General features: G+C 64.7%; 19 protein-coding genes. 3 read left to right on the plus strand and 16 right to left on the minus strand.

The features are described 5' to 3' along the window. Positions 1-78 precede the first annotated feature (78 nt). From ASD07_RS12120 to ASD07_RS12140, 5 genes are read right to left on the minus strand one after another with little or no spacing between them, the layout of a single operon-like run. Positions 79-564 carry a DUF1003 domain-containing protein gene (locus tag ASD07_RS12120; protein ID WP_055929996.1) on the minus strand — a complete coding sequence of 162 codons (486 nt, stop codon included), beginning with the start codon at positions 562-564 and terminating at the stop codon, positions 79-81. 12 nt (positions 565-576) lie between these two features. Then, complete coding sequence (locus ASD07_RS12125; protein WP_055929999.1) at positions 577-1,041, minus strand: GyrI-like domain-containing protein; 465 nt, start codon at positions 1,039-1,041, stop codon at positions 577-579. Between the two features lie 10 nt (positions 1,042-1,051). Beyond that, complete coding sequence (locus tag ASD07_RS12130) at positions 1,052-4,150, minus strand: efflux RND transporter permease subunit (protein ID WP_055930001.1); 3,099 nt, start codon at positions 4,148-4,150, stop codon at positions 1,052-1,054. A 9-nt stretch (positions 4,151-4,159) separates the two neighbouring features. Continuing rightward, complete coding sequence (locus tag ASD07_RS12135) at positions 4,160-5,305, minus strand: efflux RND transporter periplasmic adaptor subunit (RefSeq protein ID WP_055930004.1); 1,146 nt, start codon at positions 5,303-5,305, stop codon at positions 4,160-4,162. A 13-nt stretch (positions 5,306-5,318) separates the two neighbouring features. Further along, positions 5,319-6,722 carry an efflux transporter outer membrane subunit gene (locus ASD07_RS12140; RefSeq protein WP_055930007.1) on the minus strand — a complete coding sequence of 468 codons (1,404 nt, stop codon included), beginning with the start codon at positions 6,720-6,722 and terminating at the stop codon, positions 5,319-5,321. A gap of 140 nt (positions 6,723-6,862) precedes the next feature. Here ASD07_RS12140 and ASD07_RS12145 point away from each other — a divergent pair, with 140 nt between their 5' ends. Then, on the plus strand, positions 6,863-8,224 hold the full coding sequence (locus ASD07_RS12145) for a DUF1800 domain-containing protein (protein ID WP_055931792.1): 1,362 nt from the start codon (positions 6,863-6,865) through the stop codon (positions 8,222-8,224). Positions 8,225-8,235: 11 nt separating this feature from the next. Further along, complete coding sequence (locus ASD07_RS12150; protein ID WP_055930010.1) at positions 8,236-9,483, plus strand: DUF1501 domain-containing protein; 1,248 nt, start codon at positions 8,236-8,238, stop codon at positions 9,481-9,483. On the opposite strand, the gene ASD07_RS12155 is transcribed toward ASD07_RS12150, so the two are convergent. Next, positions 9,480-10,010, minus strand: coding sequence for an ester cyclase (locus ASD07_RS12155; RefSeq protein ID WP_055930013.1), 531 nt, complete (start codon positions 10,008-10,010; stop codon positions 9,480-9,482). The genes ASD07_RS12150 and ASD07_RS12155 overlap by 4 nt on opposite strands. Before the next feature lie 92 nt (positions 10,011-10,102). Here ASD07_RS12155 and ASD07_RS12160 point away from each other — a divergent pair, with 92 nt between their 5' ends. Next, entirely contained in the window at positions 10,103-11,056 is a 954-nt protein-coding gene (locus tag ASD07_RS12160; protein WP_055930017.1) for a LysR family transcriptional regulator, read from the plus strand. 72 nt (positions 11,057-11,128) lie between these two features. On the opposite strand, the gene ASD07_RS12165 is transcribed toward ASD07_RS12160, so the two are convergent. From ASD07_RS12165 to ASD07_RS12210, 10 genes are all read right to left on the minus strand, one after another. Next, complete coding sequence (locus ASD07_RS12165) at positions 11,129-11,578, minus strand: hypothetical protein (protein ID WP_055930020.1); 450 nt, start codon at positions 11,576-11,578, stop codon at positions 11,129-11,131. Further along, the gene (locus ASD07_RS12170) at positions 11,575-12,366 is read right to left on the minus strand and encodes an FAD:protein FMN transferase (RefSeq protein ID WP_055930023.1); all 792 of its coding nucleotides are present in this window, start codon (positions 12,364-12,366) and stop codon (positions 11,575-11,577) included. Before ASD07_RS12170 ends, ASD07_RS12165 begins: the two co-directional genes overlap by 4 nt. Then, the gene (locus tag ASD07_RS12175) at positions 12,366-12,905 is read right to left on the minus strand and encodes an FMN-binding protein (protein WP_055930026.1); all 540 of its coding nucleotides are present in this window, start codon (positions 12,903-12,905) and stop codon (positions 12,366-12,368) included. The genes ASD07_RS12170 and ASD07_RS12175 overlap by 1 nt, the downstream gene beginning before the upstream one ends. Positions 12,906-12,915: 10 nt before the next feature. Beyond that, positions 12,916-13,803 carry a DUF6662 family protein gene (locus tag ASD07_RS12180; RefSeq protein WP_055930029.1) on the minus strand — a complete coding sequence of 296 codons (888 nt, stop codon included), beginning with the start codon at positions 13,801-13,803 and terminating at the stop codon, positions 12,916-12,918. Between the two features lie 74 nt (positions 13,804-13,877). Beyond that, the gene (locus tag ASD07_RS30100; RefSeq protein WP_082507278.1) at positions 13,878-14,684 is read right to left on the minus strand and encodes a response regulator; all 807 of its coding nucleotides are present in this window, start codon (positions 14,682-14,684) and stop codon (positions 13,878-13,880) included. Further along, on the minus strand, positions 14,666-16,027 hold the full coding sequence (locus ASD07_RS12190; protein WP_055930031.1) for a hybrid sensor histidine kinase/response regulator: 1,362 nt from the start codon (positions 16,025-16,027) through the stop codon (positions 14,666-14,668). Before ASD07_RS12190 ends, ASD07_RS30100 begins: the two co-directional genes overlap by 19 nt. Before the next feature lie 42 nt (positions 16,028-16,069). Further along, the gene (locus tag ASD07_RS12195; RefSeq protein ID WP_055930035.1) at positions 16,070-16,783 is read right to left on the minus strand and encodes a 2OG-Fe dioxygenase family protein; all 714 of its coding nucleotides are present in this window, start codon (positions 16,781-16,783) and stop codon (positions 16,070-16,072) included. A 14-nt stretch (positions 16,784-16,797) separates the two neighbouring features. Next, complete coding sequence (locus ASD07_RS12200) at positions 16,798-18,810, minus strand: TonB-dependent receptor (protein WP_055930038.1); 2,013 nt, start codon at positions 18,808-18,810, stop codon at positions 16,798-16,800. Beyond that, positions 18,791-19,279 (minus strand): DUF6702 family protein, encoded by a 489-nt coding sequence (locus ASD07_RS12205; protein WP_055930041.1) that lies wholly within the window; start codon positions 19,277-19,279, stop codon positions 18,791-18,793. The genes ASD07_RS12200 and ASD07_RS12205 overlap by 20 nt, the downstream gene beginning before the upstream one ends. Next, positions 19,279-21,642 carry a M1 family metallopeptidase gene (locus ASD07_RS12210; RefSeq protein WP_055930043.1) on the minus strand — a complete coding sequence of 788 codons (2,364 nt, stop codon included), beginning with the start codon at positions 21,640-21,642 and terminating at the stop codon, positions 19,279-19,281. The genes ASD07_RS12205 and ASD07_RS12210 overlap by 1 nt, the downstream gene beginning before the upstream one ends. Between the last annotated feature and the right edge of the window lie 57 nt (positions 21,643-21,699).

A 21,699-nucleotide genomic window follows, 5' to 3' on the forward strand; every position in this document is an offset into this window, starting at 1 on the left:
TCCAATGTGGATAGGGAAGCGCAATCCTAGTTGATGAATGTGCGTTGACTATGTGTTTCGTGTGAAGCTGCGCGCCGCCTAATGCAGAAGGTGGCCGTGCACTTCAGCAGTCAGCTTGTCTATGCGTTCGACCAGCTGCTTGGTGGTCTCGGTCAACTCGGTATTCTGGCGAAGCAGCTCCATCATCTGTGCCGTATGGCGCGCCGCCTGCTGCGCCAGCGCTTCCCGGTGCCGGGCGTCGGCATCATTATGGGCTTTGTCACGCTCGGCCTGGCGGGTCTGCGCCAGCAGGATCAGCGGCGCCGCGTAGGCGGCCTGCAGGCTGAATGCAAGGTTCAGCAGGATGAAGGGGTAGCGGTCGAAATGCGCGAAGCCCCATATGTTGGCGCCGATCCACAGCGCGACAATGATAGTCTGTGCCCCCAGGAATAGCGGGGTACCGAAGAAGCGGGCGAAGGCTTCCGCTTTCAGGCCGAAGGTGTCCGCGCCAAACGTCTTGCTCAGGTGTTCATGCTCGCGGTGGAAGCGCAGGTGGTCGCCGTCGTGGCCTGGCTGGGCGCTCATGACATTCTTTCCTTAGTCGACCGGGATGAACAGTTCGCAGGCAAATTCACCTGTTTCCGGATCTGCACGGAAGTCGGCGGCATAGCGTTCGAAGCAGGGGCCGGGGCGGCTTGCCAGCCCCGCTGAGGGCAGGCCCTCGCTGTAGAAGGCATGCCACGCTTCGCCGATGCCGGCCGGGTCGCCGTAGTAATCGGCCACCGCGTAGCGCCCGCCGGGAATGGTGGCCAGCGCCGCCGGCGGCGGCGCCGGGTCATCATGGCCGATTTCGACGCAGGCGTCGTAGCGGCATTTTTCCGGCGGCGTATTGCCGGGATCATCCATCGCTACGCCATAAGTGACCCGCCCCAGCAGGCCGTTGTCCCGCATCCAGGGCGCCACGACGCCGCGCCAGAATTCGCCCAATGCCGGTCCAAAGGGGCCGGTGTGGCGCAGGAAGGCGACACGGGCGGGAGCAATTTCGATGGCGCGGACTTTCATGGCAGGCTCCTTATTCGGCAACGGGTGCCGGTGCGTGCTTCTGATGCTTGCGTACCTTGTGGACGATGCGCTTGAGCAGGTGCTCTGCATCGTCCACATAGGTGAACACGGCCGGCACCACCAGCAGCGACAGCAGGGTTGAAGTAATCAGGCCGCCGATCACCGCAATCGCCATCGGCGAGCGGAAGCTCGGGTCGGCGCCCCAGCCCATGGCTAGCGGCATCATGCCGGCGCCCATGGCGATGGTGGTCATCAGGATCGGGCGGCTGCGCTTGTGGCAGGCGTCGACCAGCGCATCGAAGCGGCTCATGCCGTCGGCGCGCGCCAGGATCGCATAGTCGACCAGCAGGATCGAATTCTTGGTCACGATCCCCATCAGCATGATCAGGCCGATCATGGACGGCATCGACAGCGCTTTCTGCGTCACCAGCAGTGCCACGAAGGCGCCGCCGATCGACAGCGGCAGCGCGGCCAGGATGGTCAGCGGCTGCAGGAAGTCGTGGAACAGCAGCACCAGCACGCCATAGATGCACAGCACGCCGATCAGCATGGCGATGCCGAAACTGGCGAACAGGTTCTGCATCTCCTGGGTGTCGCCGAGTTCAGCGCGGGTCACGGTTGGCGGCAGGTTTTTCATTGAAGGCAGCTGGCGTGCTTCTTCGTCCAGCTCACCCAGCGAGCGGCTGCCCAGTTCCACGTCCAGCGTTACATTGCGGCTGCGGTTCAGGCGGTCGATCTGTGCCGGTCCCGAATCCATCGTGATGGATGCGACATTGGCCAGCATGACCGGGCCGTTGCGGCCGGGAACGGTCAGGCGTCCGATGGCATCGAGGTCGGCGCGCACGCTGTCCGGCAGCTTGACGCGGATCGGCACCTGGCGCTCGGCCAGGTTCATCTTGGTCAGCTCGAAGTCGTAATCGCCGGCGGTCGCCACGCGCACCGTTTCGCCGATGGCGTTGGCGGTTACGCCCAGGTCGGCGGCCCTGGCAAAGTCGGGACGCACGATGATTTCAGGACGCACCAGCGAGGCGCTGGAGGTCACGTTGCCGATGCCGTGCAGCGTGCGCAGGTCGCGCTCGACCTTGCGCGCCGAATCAATCAGCGCCACCGGGTCTTCCGAGCGCAGCACGAGCTGCATCTTCACGCCGGTATCCGGCGGACCGACTGTGAAGCGGGCGCCGGGCAGGGCGGACAGCTTCTCGCGGATCATATCGTCGATCTGCGGCATCGATTCCTTGCGGTCGTTGCGGTGCCTGGTAGTGATGGTCAGCACGGCACGGCGCGCTTCGGCAGCGGCGCCGGGCGCGAACGCATCGCCCGAGGAACCGCCGCCAATGGAACTGAACACATTGGTCACCGGCTTCACTTCCATGATGGCCAGGCGTGCACGTTCTGCAATGGCGCGGGTCTCGGCCAGCGTGGAACCCGGCGGCAGTTCCAGGTTGACCATGGTCTGGCCGCGATCGGCCGGCGGCACGAAGCCGGTCGGCAGCAGGCCTACCAGCATGATCGAGCCGATGAAGAAGGCGCCTGCCGCCAGTGCGGTCTTGCCGCGATTGTTCAGGCACCAGCGCATGGTCTTCATGTAGCGCTGCATGATCCAGCCGTCTTCCTGCTGCGCCTTGTCGGTCGCTTTCAGCAGGTGGGCCGCCATCATCGGCGTCAGCAGGCGCGCCACCACCAGCGAAGCCAGCACCGCCAGCACTGCGGCCCAGCCGAACTGCTTGAAGAACTTGCCGGGAATGCCGCCCATGAAGGCGGTCGGCAGGAACACGGCCACCAGGGCGAAGGTGGTGGCGATCACCGCCATGCCGATTTCGTCGGCCGCTTCCATGGCTGCCTGCATCGGTGTCTTGCCCATGTGCAGGTGGCGTTCGATATTCTCGATTTCCACGATGGCGTCGTCCACCAGCACGCCGACCACCAGCGCCAGCGAGAGCAGGGTCACGGTGTTGAGCGTGAAGCCCATCCAGTACATGCCGAGGAAGGCCGGCAGCACGGACAACGGCAGCGCGGACGCGGCCACCAGCGTAGCGCGCCAGTCGCGCAGGAACCAGAACACCACCAGCACGGCCAGGATGGCACCTTCGTACAGCAGTTCCATCGAGCCGGAGAAGTTTTCGGCCACCGGTTCGGCGTTGTCGATCGATTGCGTGATGTCGATGGTCGGATGCGCCTTGCGCAGCTCTTCCACTGCGGCGCGCGCGTCGGCGGCGACCTGGGTTTCGCTGGCGCCCTTGGTGCGGAAGATTTCGAAGGCGACGACCTGCTTGCCGTCCTGGGATGCCTCGGAGCGCGGCTCGGCAATCGTATCGGTCACGTTGGCCACCTGCTCGAGGCGAATATGGCGGCCGTCGCCCAGCGGAATATCCATCTGCGACAGTTCCTGCGCGCTTTTTACGGTGGCGATGGTGCGTACCGATTGCTCGGCGCCGCTGACGTCGCCGCGCCCGCCCGGCGCTTCTTTTTGCACCTGGCGCAGCATGCGCGACACATCCAGCGCCGATACGCGCAGCGCTGCCATGCGTTCGTCATCGAGCTCGACGCGGATTTCGCGGCTCACGCCGCCGACCCGCTTGACCGCGCCAACGCCCTGCACCGACAGCAGCTTCTTGGCGACGGCATTATCCACATACCAGCTGAGGTCCGCGTCGTCGACTTTGGTGCCTTCTTTCGGTGTGACGTTGAAAGCCAGGATCACGCGGCCTGCGGTGGAAACCTTGCTTACCACCGGGTCGCGCATCTCGCCGGGCATGTCGGCACGCACCTGGGTGACCGCATCGCGCACTTCGTTGACGGCGTCGGACAGGTTCTTCTCGAGGATGAATTCGACGGTAATGGTGGCGGTGCCGTCCAGCACCTTGGCATAGATATTCTTCACGCCTTGCAGCGTAGCGACCGAATCTTCGATCTTGCGCGCCACTTCGGTTTCCAGCTGGGCAGGGGCGGCCCCCGGCAGGGACGCTGAAACGGTGACGATCGGCAGTTCGATGTCCGGGAAGTCCTGCACCGGATTGGCGCGGTAGGCCATCCAGCCTGCCAGCGACAGCAGGATGAACAGCATGATTGCCGGAACCGGGTGTTTGATTGAGAGGGCTGAAAAATTCACGGCGCCTCCTTAGCGTGCCGGCTTGATCGGCGTCGAGGCCTGGGCTGGCGCGCCGGTATTGCGCACCAGGTCACCGTCATTCAGGAAGCCCGCGCCGGCAGCCACAATCTGTGCGTCGGGCGCCAAACCGGACAGCACTTCAATGCGCTCGCCGATGCGGCGGCCCGGCTGCACCTTGACCTGGCTCACGCGCTGGTCCTGGTTCAGGCGGAACACGTAGCTGAAGCCATCGCGCACCGTAATCGCCTGCTGCGGCACGGTCAGCGCATCGGAGGCGCCCAGCTCGAACTGGCCGGAAGCGAACATGCCTGCCTTGAATGGCGCCTGCTTGCCGCTGTTCGGCGGCAGGTCGACGTAGACCAGGGCCGAGCGGGTTTGCGGGTCGATGGTCGGCGCCACCATGCGCACCTTGCCGGTCAGTTCGCTGCCGTTGGCGGCCTTCACCACGGCGCTGCCGCCGAGCTTGACGTTGCGCAGGTCGGCCGCGGTGACTTCGGCGCGCCATTCCAGGCGGCCCTGGCGGATCATGCGGAACAATTCGGTGCCGGGGCCTGCGACCGCGCCGACGGTGGCGCTGCGGGCCGAGATCACGCCCGCATCGGGCGCGACAACCCTGGTGTAGCGCAAACGCAGTTCGGCCGAGGCCAACATGGCCTTGGCGGAGGCGGCGCGCGCCTTGGCGGTGGCTTCGGCCGTGGTGTACTGGCTGATTTGCTGGGCGCTCAAGGCGCCGGTGTCTTCAATCGAACGGGCGCGGTCGGCGTTGGCCTTGGCTTCCGCCGCGGCGGCTTCCGCTTCCATCAGCGCGGCCTTGGCCTGCGCCACTTCCGCCTGCGGGGTTTCCGGTGCAAACACGGCCAGCACTTCGCCCTTGGTGACTGCATCGCCGACGTTGACTTTGACGTCGGACAGGCGCAAACCGTTCGATTCGCTGCTGATAATGGCTTCCTGCCAGGCGGCGACGTTGCCGTTGGCGGTAAGACGGATCGGCAGGCTGGTTTTTTGCGGGCGAACGGTGCTGACGGTCAGCGCGGGCTTGGCGGTGGCCGGTTTCTTGTCCTCGGCCATGGCGGAAGGCGCCTGCGCCAGGGCGGCGAGGGCGGCGGCAACGGCGATGGCGGCGACGGCGGAGGGAGTGCGGTGCAGTGGTTTCATAGATTATCCAGTCTCATTGCGCTGCGGGTGCGGTCCAGCCGCCGCCTGCTGCACGGTACAGGGAGATCCAGGCGGCGCTGCGTTCGCGCTCCAGGTTCACCACTGTGTTTTCTGCGGCCAGCCGCGTACGGCGGGCGTCTTCCAGTTCGAGCAGGCTGGCCAGCCCGTTCTTGTAGCGTTCTTCGGTCGCGGTGAAGAAAATGCGGTAGCCTTCCAGCGCGGTCTGGGCATCCCCGGCGCGTTCCTGGGTGCTTTGCAGCGCCACCAGCGCCTGTTCAACTTCGGACACGGCCTGGCGCACGCTGGCCTTGTAGCTCGATACGGCGGCGTCGTAACGGGCGCGTGAAGCATCCACATTGGCGCGGCGCACGCCCCAGTCGATGATCGGCAGGGTCATTTGCAGCGGGCCGATGGTCCAGACATTGGCGCTGATGTCCTGGCCTTCGGCATGCAGGCGGCCGCGCCCGACGGAGCCGGACAGGCCCAGGCGCGGCAGGCGCTCGGCGCGCGCATTGGCGACGTCGTAGCTGGCCGCCGCCACTTCCCGTTCGGCGTTGAACACGTCCGGGCGCTGGGCCAGCAACCGGGCCGGCAGCGAATCGATGGCGACGCCGGCGGCCGGTGACAGCACGGCATTGGCCGCGCTGTCGGCCAGGCGCGCGCGCAGGTCCGGTTCCGCGATGGCGGTCAGCGCCACCAGCACTTTCAATTCGCTGTCGCAGGCGGCGCGCTGGGCTACTGCACGGTTATTGCCATCGGCGGCGCTGGCGCGGGCCAGGGCGTTGGCCGACGTCGACTGGAAGCCGGCCTTGGTCGTGATGTCGGTCAGGCGCGCGGTATGGGTGCGCGATGCTGCGTCCATGCGGGCCACGGTCGACAGCTTTTCGCAGGCGCGCAGGCTGTAATACTGGTTGGCCGTTTCAGCCGCCACGCTGACGCGGGCTTCGTGCCAGCCCGCCTGGGCGCCTTCATGGCGCGCGATGGCGGCATTGCGGCGCGCCCGGCCGCCGCCGAACAGGTCGATTTCCCACTGGGCCTGGGCCAGCAGCTGGGTGGTGGTATTGCTTGGCGCGCTGGCGGACTGCTGGCTCATGCGGGTTGACGTCAATACGCCGGTCAGCGAAGGGGCGAGGGCGGCGCCGGCGGCGGTGCGCTCGGCGCTGGCTGCGGCAAAGCGCGCCTGGGCGCTGGCAATGGTGGGGCTGGCCGCCTGGGCGGCTTCAATCAATTGCACCAGCAGCGGGTCGGACTGGCGCTGCCACCAATCAGCCAGTTCGCCGGTGCTGCCGTTATGCGGCAGCGGGGCCTGCCATTGTTGCGGCGCATCCGCCGCGACCTTGTTCGCCGGTCCGGTGATGCCGCAGGCGCTTAGCGCCAGCATGGCCACCACCGATAGCGGGACCTGATATCTCTTCATGCCGTCCTTTCATTTTGCGCAACGTGAATTAGAGCATACAAATCAAACTATTAACATCCTGATACAAAGGAGTCTTTGCCCTCAATTCGGCGCCTAGCGTATAAAGAAAGCTCTGCGAATCATTGTATTGGGACGACATCATGCGAGGCTGGATACTCGGCGCCGTGCTAGCGGCGCTACCCCAAGCTGCCCTGTGGGCGGCGCCGCTGGCTGGCGAGCAGGCTGCTATCCATGTCCTGAACCGGCTGGCATACGGGCCGCGGCCTGGCGACATCGAGCGGGTGCGCCAGGCCGGCGTGCAAGCCTATATCGATGAGCAACTCAAGCCGCCGCCCTTGCCCGTGGAGCTGGCCCAGCGGCTGGACAAGCTGGAAACGCTGCAACTGAGCGCCGGCGACGCGCTGGAACGATTCCAGGAAGCACGAAATGGCGACAAAGGCGAGCGCCGCGAGGTGGTGCAGCAGATGGCGTCTGAAGCCGCCGAAGCCCGCCTGCTGCGCGCCATCGACAGCCCGCGCCAGCTGGAAGAAGTGATGGTTGACTTCTGGTACAACCATTTCAACGTATTTTCGGGCAAAGGGCAGGATCGCGCGCTGGTCACCAGCTATGAGCGCGACGCGATCCGTCCATACGTGTTCGGCTCCTTCCGCCAGATGCTGGGCGCCACGGCCCATCATCCGGCCATGCTGTTCTACCTGGATAACTGGGTCTCGAAGGCCGGCGGCCTGAATGAAAACTATGCGCGCGAGCTGATGGAGCTGCACACGCTGGGCGTGGACGGCGGCTATACGCAGAAGGACGTGACCGAACTGGCGCGCATGCTGACCGGCTGGACCTACCGTCCCAAGCGCGATGCCCGGTTTGCGTTCGATCCGCGCCGCCACGACAACGGCACCAAGACCTGGCTGGGCAAGCCGGTGAGCGCGCGCGGCGAGGCCGAAGGCGAGTATGCGCTGGACGTGCTGGCGGTGCATCCGGCCACCGCGCGCAATATCAGCCGCAAGCTGGCGCAGTATTTCGTGGCCGACCAGCCGCCGCCTGCCCTGGTGGAGCGCATGGCGCAGGGCTGGATCGCCAGCAAGGGCGATATCCGCGCCGTGCTGCGCACCCTGTTTGCCAGCCCGGAATTCATGGACCAGCAGTACGCCGGCGCCAAGTTCAAGACGCCGTACCAGTACGTGGTCTCCGCCTCGCGCGCGGCCGCCATGCCGCTGCCCGAAGTGAAGCCGCTGGTGGGCATCCTGAACCGCCTCGGCATGCCGCTGTACGGCTGCCAGACGCCGGACGGCTACAAGAATACCGAAGGCGCCTGGCTTAATCCGGATGGCCTTAGCCGCCGCATCAGCTACGCGCTGGCGCTTTCTGCCGGCGCCGATGCCGACAAGGTGCAGGAGGCGCTCGGCACGTCGGTATCCAGGCAGACCGCCGCCACCGTCGCCGGCAGCAACGAGCACCTGCGTGCCGCCATGCTGCTCGGCAGCCCCGATTTCATGCAACGCTAACGGAGCGCGCCATGCAACGACGCCAATTCCTGAATGCCTTTGCCGCCAGCGCCGGCCTGCTGCTGCCGCTCGGCCCCGATGCCTGGGCAGCCACCATGGCGCCGGGCAGCACCTCGCCGACCGCGAAAAAACTGATCGTTGTCATGCTGCGCGGCGCGGTGGACGGTTTGCACGTGGTGGCCCCGGTGTCCGACCCCGAATATGCGCGCCTGCGCCCGAATATCGCGCTGGCCAAACCGGGCGCCGAGGACGGCGCGCTGAACCTGGATGGCTACTTTGGCCTGCACCCCGCGCTGGCACCGCTAATGCCGCTGTGGGAGCAGAAGAAGCTGGCTTTCGTGCACGCCAGCGGTTCGCCCGATGCCAGCCGTTCCCACTTCGACGCGCAAGACTATATGGAATCGGCCACGCCGGGGGTGAAGAGCACGCAGGATGGCTGGATGAACCGCCTGCTGGGCGCCCTGCCGGGCGACACCACGCCGACGCGGGCGCTCAGCATCGGGCCTGTGATGCCGCGCGTGCTTTCCGGTGCGCTGCCGGCCACCAACCTGGCCAACGGCGCGGCCGGCACGCGATCCACGCCGCTCGACCGGCCGCAGATTGCGAAAGCCTTCGACGCGCTGTATGCCGGCAATGAGCGCTATGGCAAGGTGTACCAGGCCGGCCGCCAGGCCCATGAAGAGGTGATGGCCGCGGCCAACAGCGGCATCATGTCCGAAATGCAGGCCGCCGATAATGGCGCCCCGCTGCCGAACGGCTTCCCCGACGATGCCGGCCGGCTCGCCACGCTGATGCGCAATAACCAGAATATCCAGCTCGCCTTCATTGCACTGGGCGGCTGGGACACCCACGCCAACCAGGGCGCTGGCACCGGGCAGCTTGCCAACCGGCTGCAGCCGCTCGGGCAAGGGCTGGCAACCCTGGCGCAGCGCCTTGGCCCGCTGTTCGACGATACGGTGATCGTGGTGATGTCCGAATTCGGCCGCACCGCGCGCGAAAACGGCAATCGCGGCACCGACCATGGCCATGGCAACGCCATGTGGCTGCTGGGCGGGAAAGTCCAGGGCGGCAAGGTGGCCGGCGAATGGAAAGGCCTGGCCGACGCCCAGTTGAACGAAGGGCGCGACTTGCCGGTCACCACCGATTTCCGCCACGTGCTGGCCCATGTCGCCGAGCGCCACCTGCGCCTGCCTGATAGCGCGCTGGCTCGGACTTTCCCCGGCCTGCCGTCCGGTGCGCGCTTGCAGTTGCTGGCTTAGTCCGCAAGCACCCCGAGCTGGCGCAGGAAGGCGAGGTTGTCTTCGATGTGCCAGTTATCGGTAATGCGGCCGCCGGCAATGCGGTAGATGTCGGTGGCGATGAAGTCGATCGCCTGTCCCCTGCCTTGCACGCCTTTGAAGCTGCCGGTGAAATGGCCGCGAAAGCGCAGGTGCACGACTGCGCGGTCGCCGCTGACGATCAACTGTTTGATGTCGGCGCGCATATCGGGTACGGCGCCGCGCACGAAGGCGGAAGCGGCCAGCGGGCCCGGCAAGCCCTGGGCGCGGCCGGGCGGCAGGGTGCGGTCGGTGAAGCCGGGCGCCAGCGCGGCGCGCGCCATTGCCTCGTCGCCGCTGTTCCAGAACGATGCATAGCGGCGGGCTGCGAGTACGCTGGCTTCAGCCAGTGCTGCCGGCAGCGAGGGATCGACGAATTGCGTGCGCGGGCGGACCAGTTGCGGGTCCGGCGCGGCGTGCGAGGCGGTCATCGCGAACGCGGCCAACAGCAGGGCAGTAGCGTGTTTCATATTATCTCCTGTGGAAAGGATCTCATGCTATCCGCTTGGGAATCGCTAAAATAGCGCCTGACAACGAATACATATTTTCCAATTCGCGGAGAATGACGATGCTAGACGACTTGCCTGCGCTAAGGGCCTTTGCGCAGATTGTTGCCGCAGGCAGCATGTCTGCCGCCGCACGCGAACTCGCGCTGCCGCTATCGGTGGTGAGCAAGCGCCTGGCGCAACTGGAGAAAAACGTCGGCCTGCGGCTTTTGCAGCGCACCACCCGGCGCCAGACGCTGACATCCGAGGGCGCAATGTTCCATGCGCGTGTCTTGCGCATCCTGGAGGAGGTGGCACAGGCGGAGTCCCTGCTCACGCATAGCCGGCGCGAGGTGGAGGGCCTGCTGCGCCTGAGTGCTCCCGCTGAACTGGGGCGGCAGTATATCGTGCCGATTGTTGCCGGTTTCCAGCGCCGGCATCCCGCCCTGCAAGTGCAGCTCGAATTGACCGATACCGTGGTGAACCTGCTGGAAACCGGCCAGGATATGGCGATTCGCTTCGGCAACGTGGCAGATCCCAACCTCGTCGTGCGCAGGCTGGCCCCGAATTTTCGCGTACTGTGCGCCGCACCGTCCTACCTGGCACAGCATGGCACACCGGCACGTCCTGCTGAGCTAAGCGCGCATCGCTGCATCCTGATCGGCGACAGCAGTCGGGCTGATTGGCGCTTCGAAGGCACGGAATCGGCCAGCGTGCGCGTGGCGGCCACCTTCCTCACCAATGACGGCCAGGCCGCGCACGCACTGGCGCTACAAGGTTCTGGCTTGGTAGTAAAATCGATCTGGGATGTAGGCGATGACCTGCTGGCCGGGCGCTTGCAGCGCCTGTTGCCACAGCACAGCATGCCAGCCGCGCCGCTGCAGGCGATTTTGCCGCACGGCCGCAACTTGCCGCTTCGGGTTCGCCTCTTCCTCGATTACTTGCAGGCAGGCCTGACGGCTGCATGGCGTTGGGACGCGGTTGGGGACAAGAATGCTGAAATTTCTTTGGAAGCTGACCAGCGCCGATGAGCGCTCGGAGAACACACTGGGCATGGCAGCCGCAGTGTTCAGCCTGCTTGCGCTGGGTTGGCTGGTGCTGGCTTAACGCGCCGGACCATGGTGATGGCGGCTGCGGTATCCGCGCAGCCAGTGCCAGCCGAATGGGCCGAGCAGGACGACACCCAATAACAGGTGCAGCAGCGCTGCGATCGTTCCCGCTTGTTCTTCGCCCAGGTAGTAGACCGCTACTGCGCTCATGCACAGCAGCACCAGCAAGGAACCCAGGAACAAGCCACTGCCGCGATGCTTCCTGCGGCGCCAGCCTGCACGCATATGCAGGCTCCATAAAGATCCGGTAAATGCCGCCAGGCCGAAGCCGCCGGCCGCATGCAGCATGGCGGTGTAAACGCGTGCGCCGCCAGGCAGCCGCCAGGGCAGGTCCATCTCGGCTCGCATGACCAGGGTGCCGGGCGCCAGCAGCAAGCCGGTGGCCAGCATCAAGAGCATTGCGCCTATCAGTGCTCGCAGGAACCAATGCGGATAGCCTTTCATGCCAATCGTCCTCGCAGGCGTTCCAGCAGCTGCTTGCGTGAATCGCCAGGTGCGATGGCGGCCACCTTGGTCAATGCGTCGGCGCGCCACGCGCTGCGGGCCAGTACCGACCAGACGCCTTGTTGCGGCGCCAGCCCGATGGGACCGATAATGTCTGAAGGGAAGGAATCGCTGGGCACAGCGGCCACCTGCGAACTGGCGAAAGCAGCGTTGCGCAGCACGCCGCAAGGCTGTACGCCGCCATCCTCGCCACGCAGGGCGAGCGGCAATTCGATGTCGCCGAAGACGCGGATATCTCCGCCGGCATTGACCCAGCCGGTGGGGGCGCCTGCGCCGCGCATCGCACGGCACGCGAGGTCGACGGCGAAACCCTTGGCAATCCCATCCAGCACCAGGCGCACCGGGCGCCGCAGGCGGACTGCGCCCGGACGCAGCTCCACATCCTGCGCCGAACCGCGCTCCAGCGCCGGCAAGCCGCCATGGTCGGGCAGGCTGCCGCGCCTTACTTGCGCGCCGCCGACGGTAAAGTCGAAATAGCCGCCGCTGGCCAGCATCAGACCGCGTGCAAGGTGCAGCAGGCGCACGGTATGGCCATGCACGGCCACCCAGTTGCCATTGCTGCCGTTGATGCGCGACAGCTCGCTGGACGGGTCCTGGAAGCTCCAGCGCTGTTGTGCCAGCGCCAGGCTGTCGAACGCCGCGTCGAGGGCGGGCAGGCCCGCGCTGGCGCTGGCACCCGCCTCGACGAAAGTGCCCAGTGCAGGGCGCATGCGGCGTACGACGCCCATCACGCCTTGAGGAACATCTGCTGGATCACCAGCAGGCGCTTGACGCCATCCGTCACATTGCGGCACGACAGGGTAGCGCCGCTGATGTTCTGGATATCCTGGTCCAGTTTGAAAGGATCGGAGACTGACTTGCCCGTGAACTGCTTGCGCCACGATTGCTCGCGCACCTGGCCGCCATGCGTTTCCCGGTAGCTCATGATCTCGATGCCGAGCACCTTGCCGTCTGCCCCGATGGCGGTGGCGTAGGTAATGAACTCGTGCTTGCCGATCACTTCATCGACCATCAGCCAGCCTTGCAGCTTGCCGTTCTTTTCGGCGCGCCACAGTTTCATTTCGTCGTTGCGCTGGCGCACGCCGGCAGCGGCCTTGATGCGGTCGCGCTGCTCGCTGCTGAACTTCAGCGCCTGCTCGCTGAACTGGGCGCCTGGAAACAACTGTTCCTGCGCCTGCGCCACCGTCAGGTAGTCGGTAGCGTATGCGGTAGGGCCAGCCAGCACCGCAACGGGAAGGAACAAGGCATTCCAGCGATGTGCACTCATGGTGGGCTCCTTAGAAGTTGTAGCCGACCTTCAGGCGCAGCTCGTTTTTGGTGCGCTCGATCAGATGCAGCTGTTTTGCCGGCTGGCCGTCGTAACGCTCGCCGCCGCCGCGCAATTGGCGGAACACGGTCAGGGTCGCCCACCATTGCTTGCCGCCGTAATGCAGCGAAGGACCGCCGAAAACAGACCAGCGTTCCTGGCCAACTTCGGTTTCGTACTCGTTTTCGAACAGCGCTTCCACACCGGCATACCAGCCTGGCGCGAAACGGTAGGACAGGCCGGTGCCGATCTTTGTCGAGATTTCCATCTCAGGATCGGCAGGCCACTCGAAATCTTCCGGCAGGTCCGCAATCGCTTTGCGTTTTTCGTGCGCGGCGCGCAGGCCGATATTGCCAACCCAGGTCAGCTGGCCTTCCAGGAAGTATTTCTGTGCCTGCAGCTGCGCTTCGAATTCCAGTTCGCGCTTGCGCTGCCCCGAATGCACATCGAGGCGGCCATATTCGACGGAGGTGTAGGCGGACAGGCCGAAATCGTCCTTGGCCGGGCTGAGGAAGTTGTATTTGGCGGCGACTTCAAAGCCCTGCAGGCGCAGGTTGGAGTCGATGTCTTTCGGCAGGTAGCCGTTGATCAGCAGGCCCTGGCTCTTGACGGCCAGGCCGTTCACTTCAGCCGATACCTGGAAGCGGTCAGTTACGCCGTATTCGACTTCGGTCTTGGTGTCGAGCGCACGGTAATGGCCAGTGCCCTTGTTGTTGCGCTGGGTGACCCACTGGTAAAACTCGCCGCTGCCTTTTGGCAGGACTTCGGAGCCGCGGACATAGCCGAACAGGTTTTCATCCGCTACAGCGGGCAAGGCGGCAGCCAGCAGGCCGGCAGCCAAAAAGACATGATTGCGCATTGAACTGGTTTGATAAAGTTGAAAAATGCGCAATCATAAATGCGAATCATTATCATTTCAAGTGAGGGAAACCCTTAATCGTGCAGCAGCGCCTCGATTGCGGCGACCAGTTGCTGCGGGTCGAGCGGGTGTGATAGCAAGCGGCGGCGGCGGCCCGCTCCCAAGCCACCCAGGTCATCCTCGTCGTCGGGACGAATCACCAGCACTGGCAGGCCGGGAGCCATTTCCAGTGCATCCCTCAGGAAGGACAGTCGGCCAGCCTCCAGCATTCCCAGTTCGCACAGCACCAGGTGGTAGGAGTGGCCGCCCATCAGGGCGCCGGCATCCATCGGATTGGATACCGTGCTGACCGTGTAGCCGCTATGCGCCAGGATGGCAGCGACCAGGCCGGCATTCTCGGGTGCGGCGTCGAGCAGCAGCACGTGGGCTCGCGCGGCCGGCGCCATAGGCGGCGCGGCGTCGGGCTGCGCGGCAGCAGGCGCGGGTGCAGGCGGCGCGCTGCCGGAACGCAGGTGCGCAGGCAGGAAGGACTCCAGTGCCGGAATCAGGACGTCCGGCTCCAGCGATTTTGGCAGGCAGCCGGAAAAACCGGCGCGGCGCAAGGCCGCGCAACCGTCGGTGACGGGCAGGGCGCTGGCAGCCAGGACCGGGATTGCTTGCGTGGCCGGCTCGGCGCGCAGCCGCGCCACCACGCCCAGGCCATCCAGCTTGGGCAGGTGCAGGTCGCTCAGGATCAGGTCGGGTTTCTCGCTGATGGCCATCGCCACACCCGTTTCACCGTCGGTGGCGCACAAGGGGCGATGGCCGAAAGCCTGCAGCAAGTACGTCATCAGGTCCATATTGGCCTGGTTGTCTTCGATGATCAGGATGCGTGCCGACATTTGAGTGCGAGCGTGAAGGTGCTGCCTTTGCCAAAGTCGCTGCTGAAGAACAGCGAACCGCCGAGGAGGTTGGCCAGGTTCTGGCTCAGGTAAAGGCCAAGGCCAGCGCCTTCCGCATGCCGGGTCGAGGTGCTATCCAGTTGCGAGAACGCCAGGAACAGCTTGGCCTGGTCTTCTTGCTTGATGCCGCTGCCGCTGTCGGTCACGCTGAACTCCGTGATCACCGCCTGCTCGTCGTCGGTGCGCTGCCTGAGCGCCAGTTTGACCATGCCTTTCTCGGTGAACTTGATGGCGTTGTTGGCCAGGTTGATCAAGATCTGCGCCAGTGCGCGGCGGTCGGTTTGCAGGGTGATCGGCTGCTGCGGCATTTCAATGAGGACCTCCAGGCCCTTCTGTCCGGCTAGCGGGCGCAGGGTATCGGCCACTTCGCCCATCAGCTGCTGGCATTGCACCGGCTCCACCGTCAGCGTAACTTTGCCCGCTTCGATCTTGGCCACATCGAGGATGTCGTTGATCAGGGACAGCAGGTGGCGCGCGCTGTTGCGGATGGTGTTGAGCTGGCGATCCTGTTCATCGGTCAGCGGGCCGGGGAGCTTCATCAGCAGCGCGCCGGTAAAGCCGATGATGGCGTTCAGCGGCGTGCGCAGCTCGTGCGACATATTGGCAATGAAGGCCGACTTCATGCGGCTCGCTTCGGCCAGCTCCAGGTTCTTCAGCGCGATTTCGCGGTTGATGGTTTCCAGTTCGCCCGCATGGTGGGCCAGGCGCATATTCAGTTCGATCACCTGCCGTTCGCGCGCCTGCAGCTCGCTGTTGACCTGCACCGCCTGCTCGTAAGTCGAAATCAGCAGGTCGAGGATCTGCTGGCGTTCGGCGTTGATGAAGTGCTTCTGGTCGCCCAGGTAGAGGGCGATGCCGACCTCCATGCTGGAATTCTTGCGCAGCTTCTGGTTGACCAGCATCTGGCCGATGCGGTTCAGCAGGTAGTCTTCGGCGTAGGGCTTGCGGATGAAGTTATCGGCGCCGCATTCGATGCCGCGGATGATGTCCTTGGGATCGGTCAGCGAGGTGACCAGGATGACCGGGATGTCGCGCAGGGCAGGGTCGGCCTTGATGGCGCGGCACAGTTCATAGCCGTTCATCTCGGGCATGACGATGTCGGACAGGACCAGATGCGGCTTGTGTTCGTGGATCTCGCCCAGGGCCAGTTTACCGTTGGCGGCCACCCGGGCGTGGTAGCCCGAGGACCTGATCAGCCGCCGCAGGCGCTCGGCCTGGGTCGGACTGTCCTCCACGATGAGTATTTCCAGCTCATCGGGCGCGATATCGTAGCTGGAGTCCAAGTCACCTCCAAAATGGTTGGGTGATCAGACTATACCGTTTTTTCACCCGCCTTGGAAACCGCCGTCACGATAGGTGATGACCAGTGTGTCGCGGTGGCCATGATCGGCCACGGGCTGGATCGGGGTCGATTCATGAATGACAGCCGCGTCGTCCAGCAGCAGCATGGTCCATGGCTCGGTCATGGTGAAGCGTTTGCCGTTCGGGCCATCGGCCTCGAACACGCGGGTCTCGCCGCCCTTGATGCCGTGGCGTCCAACCAGCAGCACTGCCACGAAGTCGACGCCGTCGCGGTGGGCGCCCTCCGGGGTGGGACGGCCGATGCCATCGGTGGTGTCGATGCGGAACTGGTGGGCTTCGACGTACCAGGGATGCTGGCCGCGCACCTGGGCGCAGGACTGGCCGATGGCGGCGAGCAGCTTGCTCCAGGCCGGGTTGGCGACGGTCTCCGCTGCCACAGGTTCGAACAGCCGGCGCATGCCGCCGTGCAGGGCGTTGTATTCGACCGGCTGCCAATGGGCGCGGTGTTCGGTCTGGTCCAGCGCCAGGCCGTCCTGCACGAAGCAGGAATGGCGGCGGCGGCGATAGCGGCCGCCGTCTTTCAGGTAGTTGTCCGTGGCCAGGTCGTCCCAGCTTGGGACCAGGGAATTCAGTTCATCCAGGGTGCAGCCAGCCAGGCTGGCCACGTCGGCCGGCTTGAGCAGGGCGTAGCCGGCGCTGCGCAGGGTGTGGATCAATTGGGGCAAGGGCGTCATCATGCCCTTTATTGTACTTAGAATATGCAATTCAGGCTGAGGCGGAAAGACCTGGCCTCGACCGGGTGGAAATGGATGCCGGCACTGGGCCCGGATTCGCCCTTCAGGCGCGACTCGTAGAAGTAGTCGATGGCCGATACCCGGCGGTTGGCCAGGTTGAAGGCTTCCAGCTCCAGCGTGGTGCGGGCGGCCAGCTTGTAGGCCAGCCGGCTGTTGACGATGGCGCTGGCTTTCGAGCGCACCGAATTATCCTCCACCAGCGGGCGCGGGCCGAACCAGCGCAGGCGCAGGGCGCCCGACCAGGGGCCGGCCGGGGTAAAGGTGGCGGCCAGTTGGGCCACGCCTTCGACCGCACCCGGGATGCGGTCGCCTTCGGGCGCCGCATGTTGCAAGCGGCCGCGCGCAAAGGCCAGGTCGGCATCCAGCGACAGCCATTTGAACGGCTTGTAGTAGTTGGAAAACTCGATGCCGTAGCGGCGGCTCGGGCGGCCCGCTTCGGTGCTGCCGGCGTCGCCCAGGTAGACCAGTTCCGAATCGAAGTCCAGGCGGTACAGGGCCAGGACCGTCTGCAGGCCTTTGACTGCTTCGCTACGCAAGCCCAATTCGAGGCCGCGCGAGCGGGCCAGGGGCGTGGCCGGATCCTGCGCCTGCGTCACGCCGCGCGCATCGTTGCTGTGGAAGCCGCGGCCGGCGTTCAGGTAGAACTCGGAACGCGACCAGGGGCCGAAGGCCAGGCTGATGCTCGGGCTGGCCAGGGTTTTGTCGGCGCGCGCATCGCCAACTGCAAAGCGGTAGCGGTCCAGCCGCACGCCGGCCTCGCCGCGCAGCCACGAAGTCACGCGCAGGCGCTGCTGCAGGTAGAGGGCGGCGCTGGTTTCGACGATATGGTCGGCGCGGACGGTCGCCAGCACTTGCCGCGCTGCCGTGCGCTGCAAGGCGTTGAAGATATTGTCGTTCTGCGCCTGCAGGCCCAGCGTGGTGCTCCAGGCCATGTCGTCCATATGGTCATGCCAGCTATGGCTTAGGTCGAAGCCGCTGGTGACGCGGCGGTCGGGCTGGGCGAACTGGTCGCCATGCACCGGGTCGTCGAGGAAATAGGTGAAGTTGGAGAACAGCTCGAGCCGGTTGTTGATGATGTAGGCGTTGGCACGGCTGGTCTGCTTGTCGTCGCTGCGGGCCCAGCCGGCGGACAGGCTGAAACGGCGCGCCAGGCCGCCATCGGTCGGGTCGATGCCGTCAAAGCGGCCCAGCAGGCCGCTGTCCACTGCGCGTTGCGGGATCTGGTCGGTCGCATTCCATGCGCCGCGATACGCCATGGCGGTGATGGCGTAGCCGTTGTTGGCGAAGCCCTCGCTGTAGCGCAGCACCGCGTTCAGCTTGCGATAATTGTCGCCGCGTGTATACGGGCCGTCGCTGTGCACGGTCTCCAGCGCATACAGCCACGCTCCACTGGCGCCGGATTCGCGCGAGCCGGCCAGCAGGGCGCGGCCATAGCCGTTCTGCCCCGCCGTGGTGCTGGCCTGGTCCTGTGGCAAACGGCTGGAATAATGGATTGCAGTGGCGCCGGCTGAGGAAAAATCGCCGCTGCCGGCGTTGTACGGCCCCTTGCTGTAATCGAGCCGCGCCACCAGTTCAGGGATGATGAAATTCAGGTCGGTCCAGCCCTGGCCGTGTGCATGGCTGCGCTGGTTGACCGGCATGCCGTCCACCGTGGTGCGCAGGTCGGTGCCGTGATCGAGGTTGAAACCGCGCAGGTAGAACTGGTTGGCCTTTCCTTCGCCGCTATGCTGGCTGGCGACCAGTCCGGGCGTTGCTTCCAGCAATTCGCCCGGACGGTAAATGGTGCGCGCCTCGAGCTGGCGCTGCGTCACGCTGCCCATGCCGGCGGAATCGGCTACGCCAACCTGGCTGGCGCGCGCGCCTTCGACCAGCACGCGCTGCGTGAAAGGATCATCGGCATAAGCCGCGGCGGGCGCAAGCAGGCATGCACATGCCAGTGCTGTTCGCCGCTTAGGGGAGCGGCTGTTCACGGCAATCGCGGTTGAAAACGATGGAAGCCGGCGGGCGGCCCGGAGCGCTGACGTTGACGTTGTTGACTTGTTGCGGCAGGAAGTCAGTCAGCATGCCATCCAGCAGCACGGCACCCGGCGGCAGTGCGGTTTTTTCGATCTCCTGGAACACGGTGATGCTGTCGACATTGGCTTGCATGCCGACCCAGTGCAGCGCCACAGGCTTGCCGTTGACGCTGATGCGGAACTGCTTTTCGAGGTAGCGACGGAACACGGCCTGATCCTCCTCCAACCCAAGGTCGAACTGGCGCTGGTACAGGTTCATCAGCAGCGCTTCCACGTCATGCGCCGTGTAGGTATGCACCACCTCCGTGCTGCCCGTGCGTTGGTTGAAGCTGATCTCCGTCAAGCCGACGTGAAAATTATGGGCTTGCGCGGCTGCGCTGCACCAGAGCAGCGCAGCCGCCAGGACTGCTTTAAAGCGGATCATCACTTGGCTTCAGTTTCCGCGTCCTGCTTCTTCTTCAGCGGAGTGTTGAAGTCCTTCATCATGTTATCCGGCTGGTGCGACTTGAACAGCTCCAGGCGCGAAGGCGTTATCTTGCGCGGCCAGGCGTTGTTCGACTGGTCGATGTCGGCGGTTTCCCAGTACGGGTCATGTACCAGCGACACCAGCGGCTCGTCGGTCACGATGACCTTGGTGATCTTCTTCGGCGAGTAGCGCCACACTTCGGCAGGAACGCGCTCGATGTACTTTTTGCCCGACTTCAGCTCGAGCTGCAGGACCAGCGGGGTCACCAGGCCGCCCAGGTTCGAGAAGTCCACCAGGTACAGGTGCTTGCCCTGTGCCAGCAAGTCCTTTTCCCACTGTTCCAGGTCGTTGGTCGACTCGGAAAACTTGTTGCGGTCGGCGTTGGTGACGGTGAACTCGTCGTGTTCGTTGTAGAAGTCCTTCAGGGCGGGCTGCTCGTCCACCTTGTGCACCATGCCTTTGTTGCGCTGGTCGATGATGGAGACCGGCTCCGCATCACGCTGCGCCTTCTTCCAGGCTTTTTCCGTTTCAGGATTTTTGGTGCTGACGCCGTATTCGCTGATGCCATCGATCGACACGTCCACCGCATCGGTGGTGTAGAACCAGCCGCGCCAGAACCAGTCAAGGTCGGTACCCGAAGCGTCTTCCATGGTGCGGAAGAAGTCGGCCGGGGTAGGGCGCTTGAATTTCCAGCGGCGCGCATATTCGCGGAAGGCGTAGTCGAACAGCTCACGGCCCAGCACTGTTTCGCGCAGGATGTTCAGCGCCGCGGCAGGCTTGGCGTAGGCGTTATTCCCGAACTGGAGCAGCGACTCCGAGTTGGTCATGATCGGCACCTGGTTCTTGGAACGCATATAGTCGACGATGAAGCGCGGATCGCCGCGGCCGGCCGGGTAGTTGTCTTCCCAGGCCTCCTGCGCCAGCGACTGCACGAAGGTGTTCAGGCCTTCATCCATCCAGGTCCACTGGCGCTCGTCGCTGTTGACGATCATCGGGAAGTAGTTGTGGCCGACCTCGTGGATGACCACGCCGATCAGGCCATATTTGGCGCGCTTGGTGTAGGTGATTTCGCCGGTCTTCTTGTCCTTCACAGGGCGCGGGCCGTTGAAGGAGATCATCGGGTACTCCATGCCGCCCACCGGGCCGTTGACGGAAATCGCGGTCGGGTATGGGTAATCCAGGCTGTACTTGTTGTACTGCTCGATGGTGTGGATGATGGCTGCGGTCGAATACTTCTCCCACAGCGGATTGCCTTCCTTCGGATAGTAGGACATGGCCATCAGGTTGCTGCCGTCCTTCTTGTAGCCCTGTGCATCCCAGATGAACTTGCGCGAGGAGGCCCAGGCGAAGTCGCGCACGTTTTTGGCCTTGAAGTGCCAGGTCTTGCTGCCCTTGGCCTGGTTCTTCTCGGCTTGCTCGGCTTCGGCCTGAGTCACGATGACAACCGGCGTCTTGCTGGTGCGGGCCTTGGCCAGGCGGTCGCGCTGGCTTGCGCTCAGCACCTCGTTCGGATTTTGCAGCTCGCCGGTGGAGGCCACGATGTGGTCGGCCGGCACGGTGATTTGTACGTCGTAGTCGCCGAATTCCAGCGTGAACTCGCCGGAACCCAGGAACTGCTTGTGCTGCCAGCCGTACACGTCGTAGTAGGCCGCCATGCGCGGGAACCACTGGGCGATTTCGAACAGCGCGTTCTTGTCTTCGGCGAAGTATTCGTAGCCGGACCGGCCGCCAAGTACTTTCTGCTCATTGATCTTGTAGGTCCAGTCGATGGAGAAGTTGAACTTCTCGCCCGGCTTCAGCGGCTGCTGCAGCTCGATGCGCATCATGGTGCGGTTGATCGTGGTCTTCAGCGGCGCGCCGCCGGGACCCTTGACGGAAGCGATCTTGAAGCCGCCGTCGAAGTCGCGGCCGGCCAGGATGTTGCGCAGGCCATCGTACTTCATGCCTTCTTCATCGCTCTTGGCACGGCCCCAGGCTTCGCGCGAAGGCGCGGTCATGGTCATGCGGGCATCGGAATCCGATTTGTAGATGTTCTGGTCGAGCTGCAGCCACAGGTAATGCAGGGTGTCCGGCGAGTTATTGTGGTAAGTGACCTGGCCGCTGCCCGAAATGGCGCGGTTGGCCTCATCCAGCGTGGCGCGGATCGTGTAGTCCGCACGCTGCTGCCAATAGGCATGGCCCGGAGCCCCGGAGGCGGTACGGTACTGATTGGCGGCAGGCAGCAGCTCCTCGAGCTGGCGGAATTTGTCATCGAATGGATCGGCAGCGAAAGCCGTCGCCGTCAGGCAGAGTGCGGCAACACCGAATTGAAAGCGTTTCATCGAATCCCCAGGCTTGTTGTAATAAATGCTGGGCTATTCTAGAGAGCTTTTCCCTAC

The organism is Duganella sp. Root336D2 (assembly GCF_001425005.1).
Taxonomy (GTDB): domain Bacteria; phylum Pseudomonadota; class Gammaproteobacteria; order Burkholderiales; family Burkholderiaceae_D; genus Rugamonas.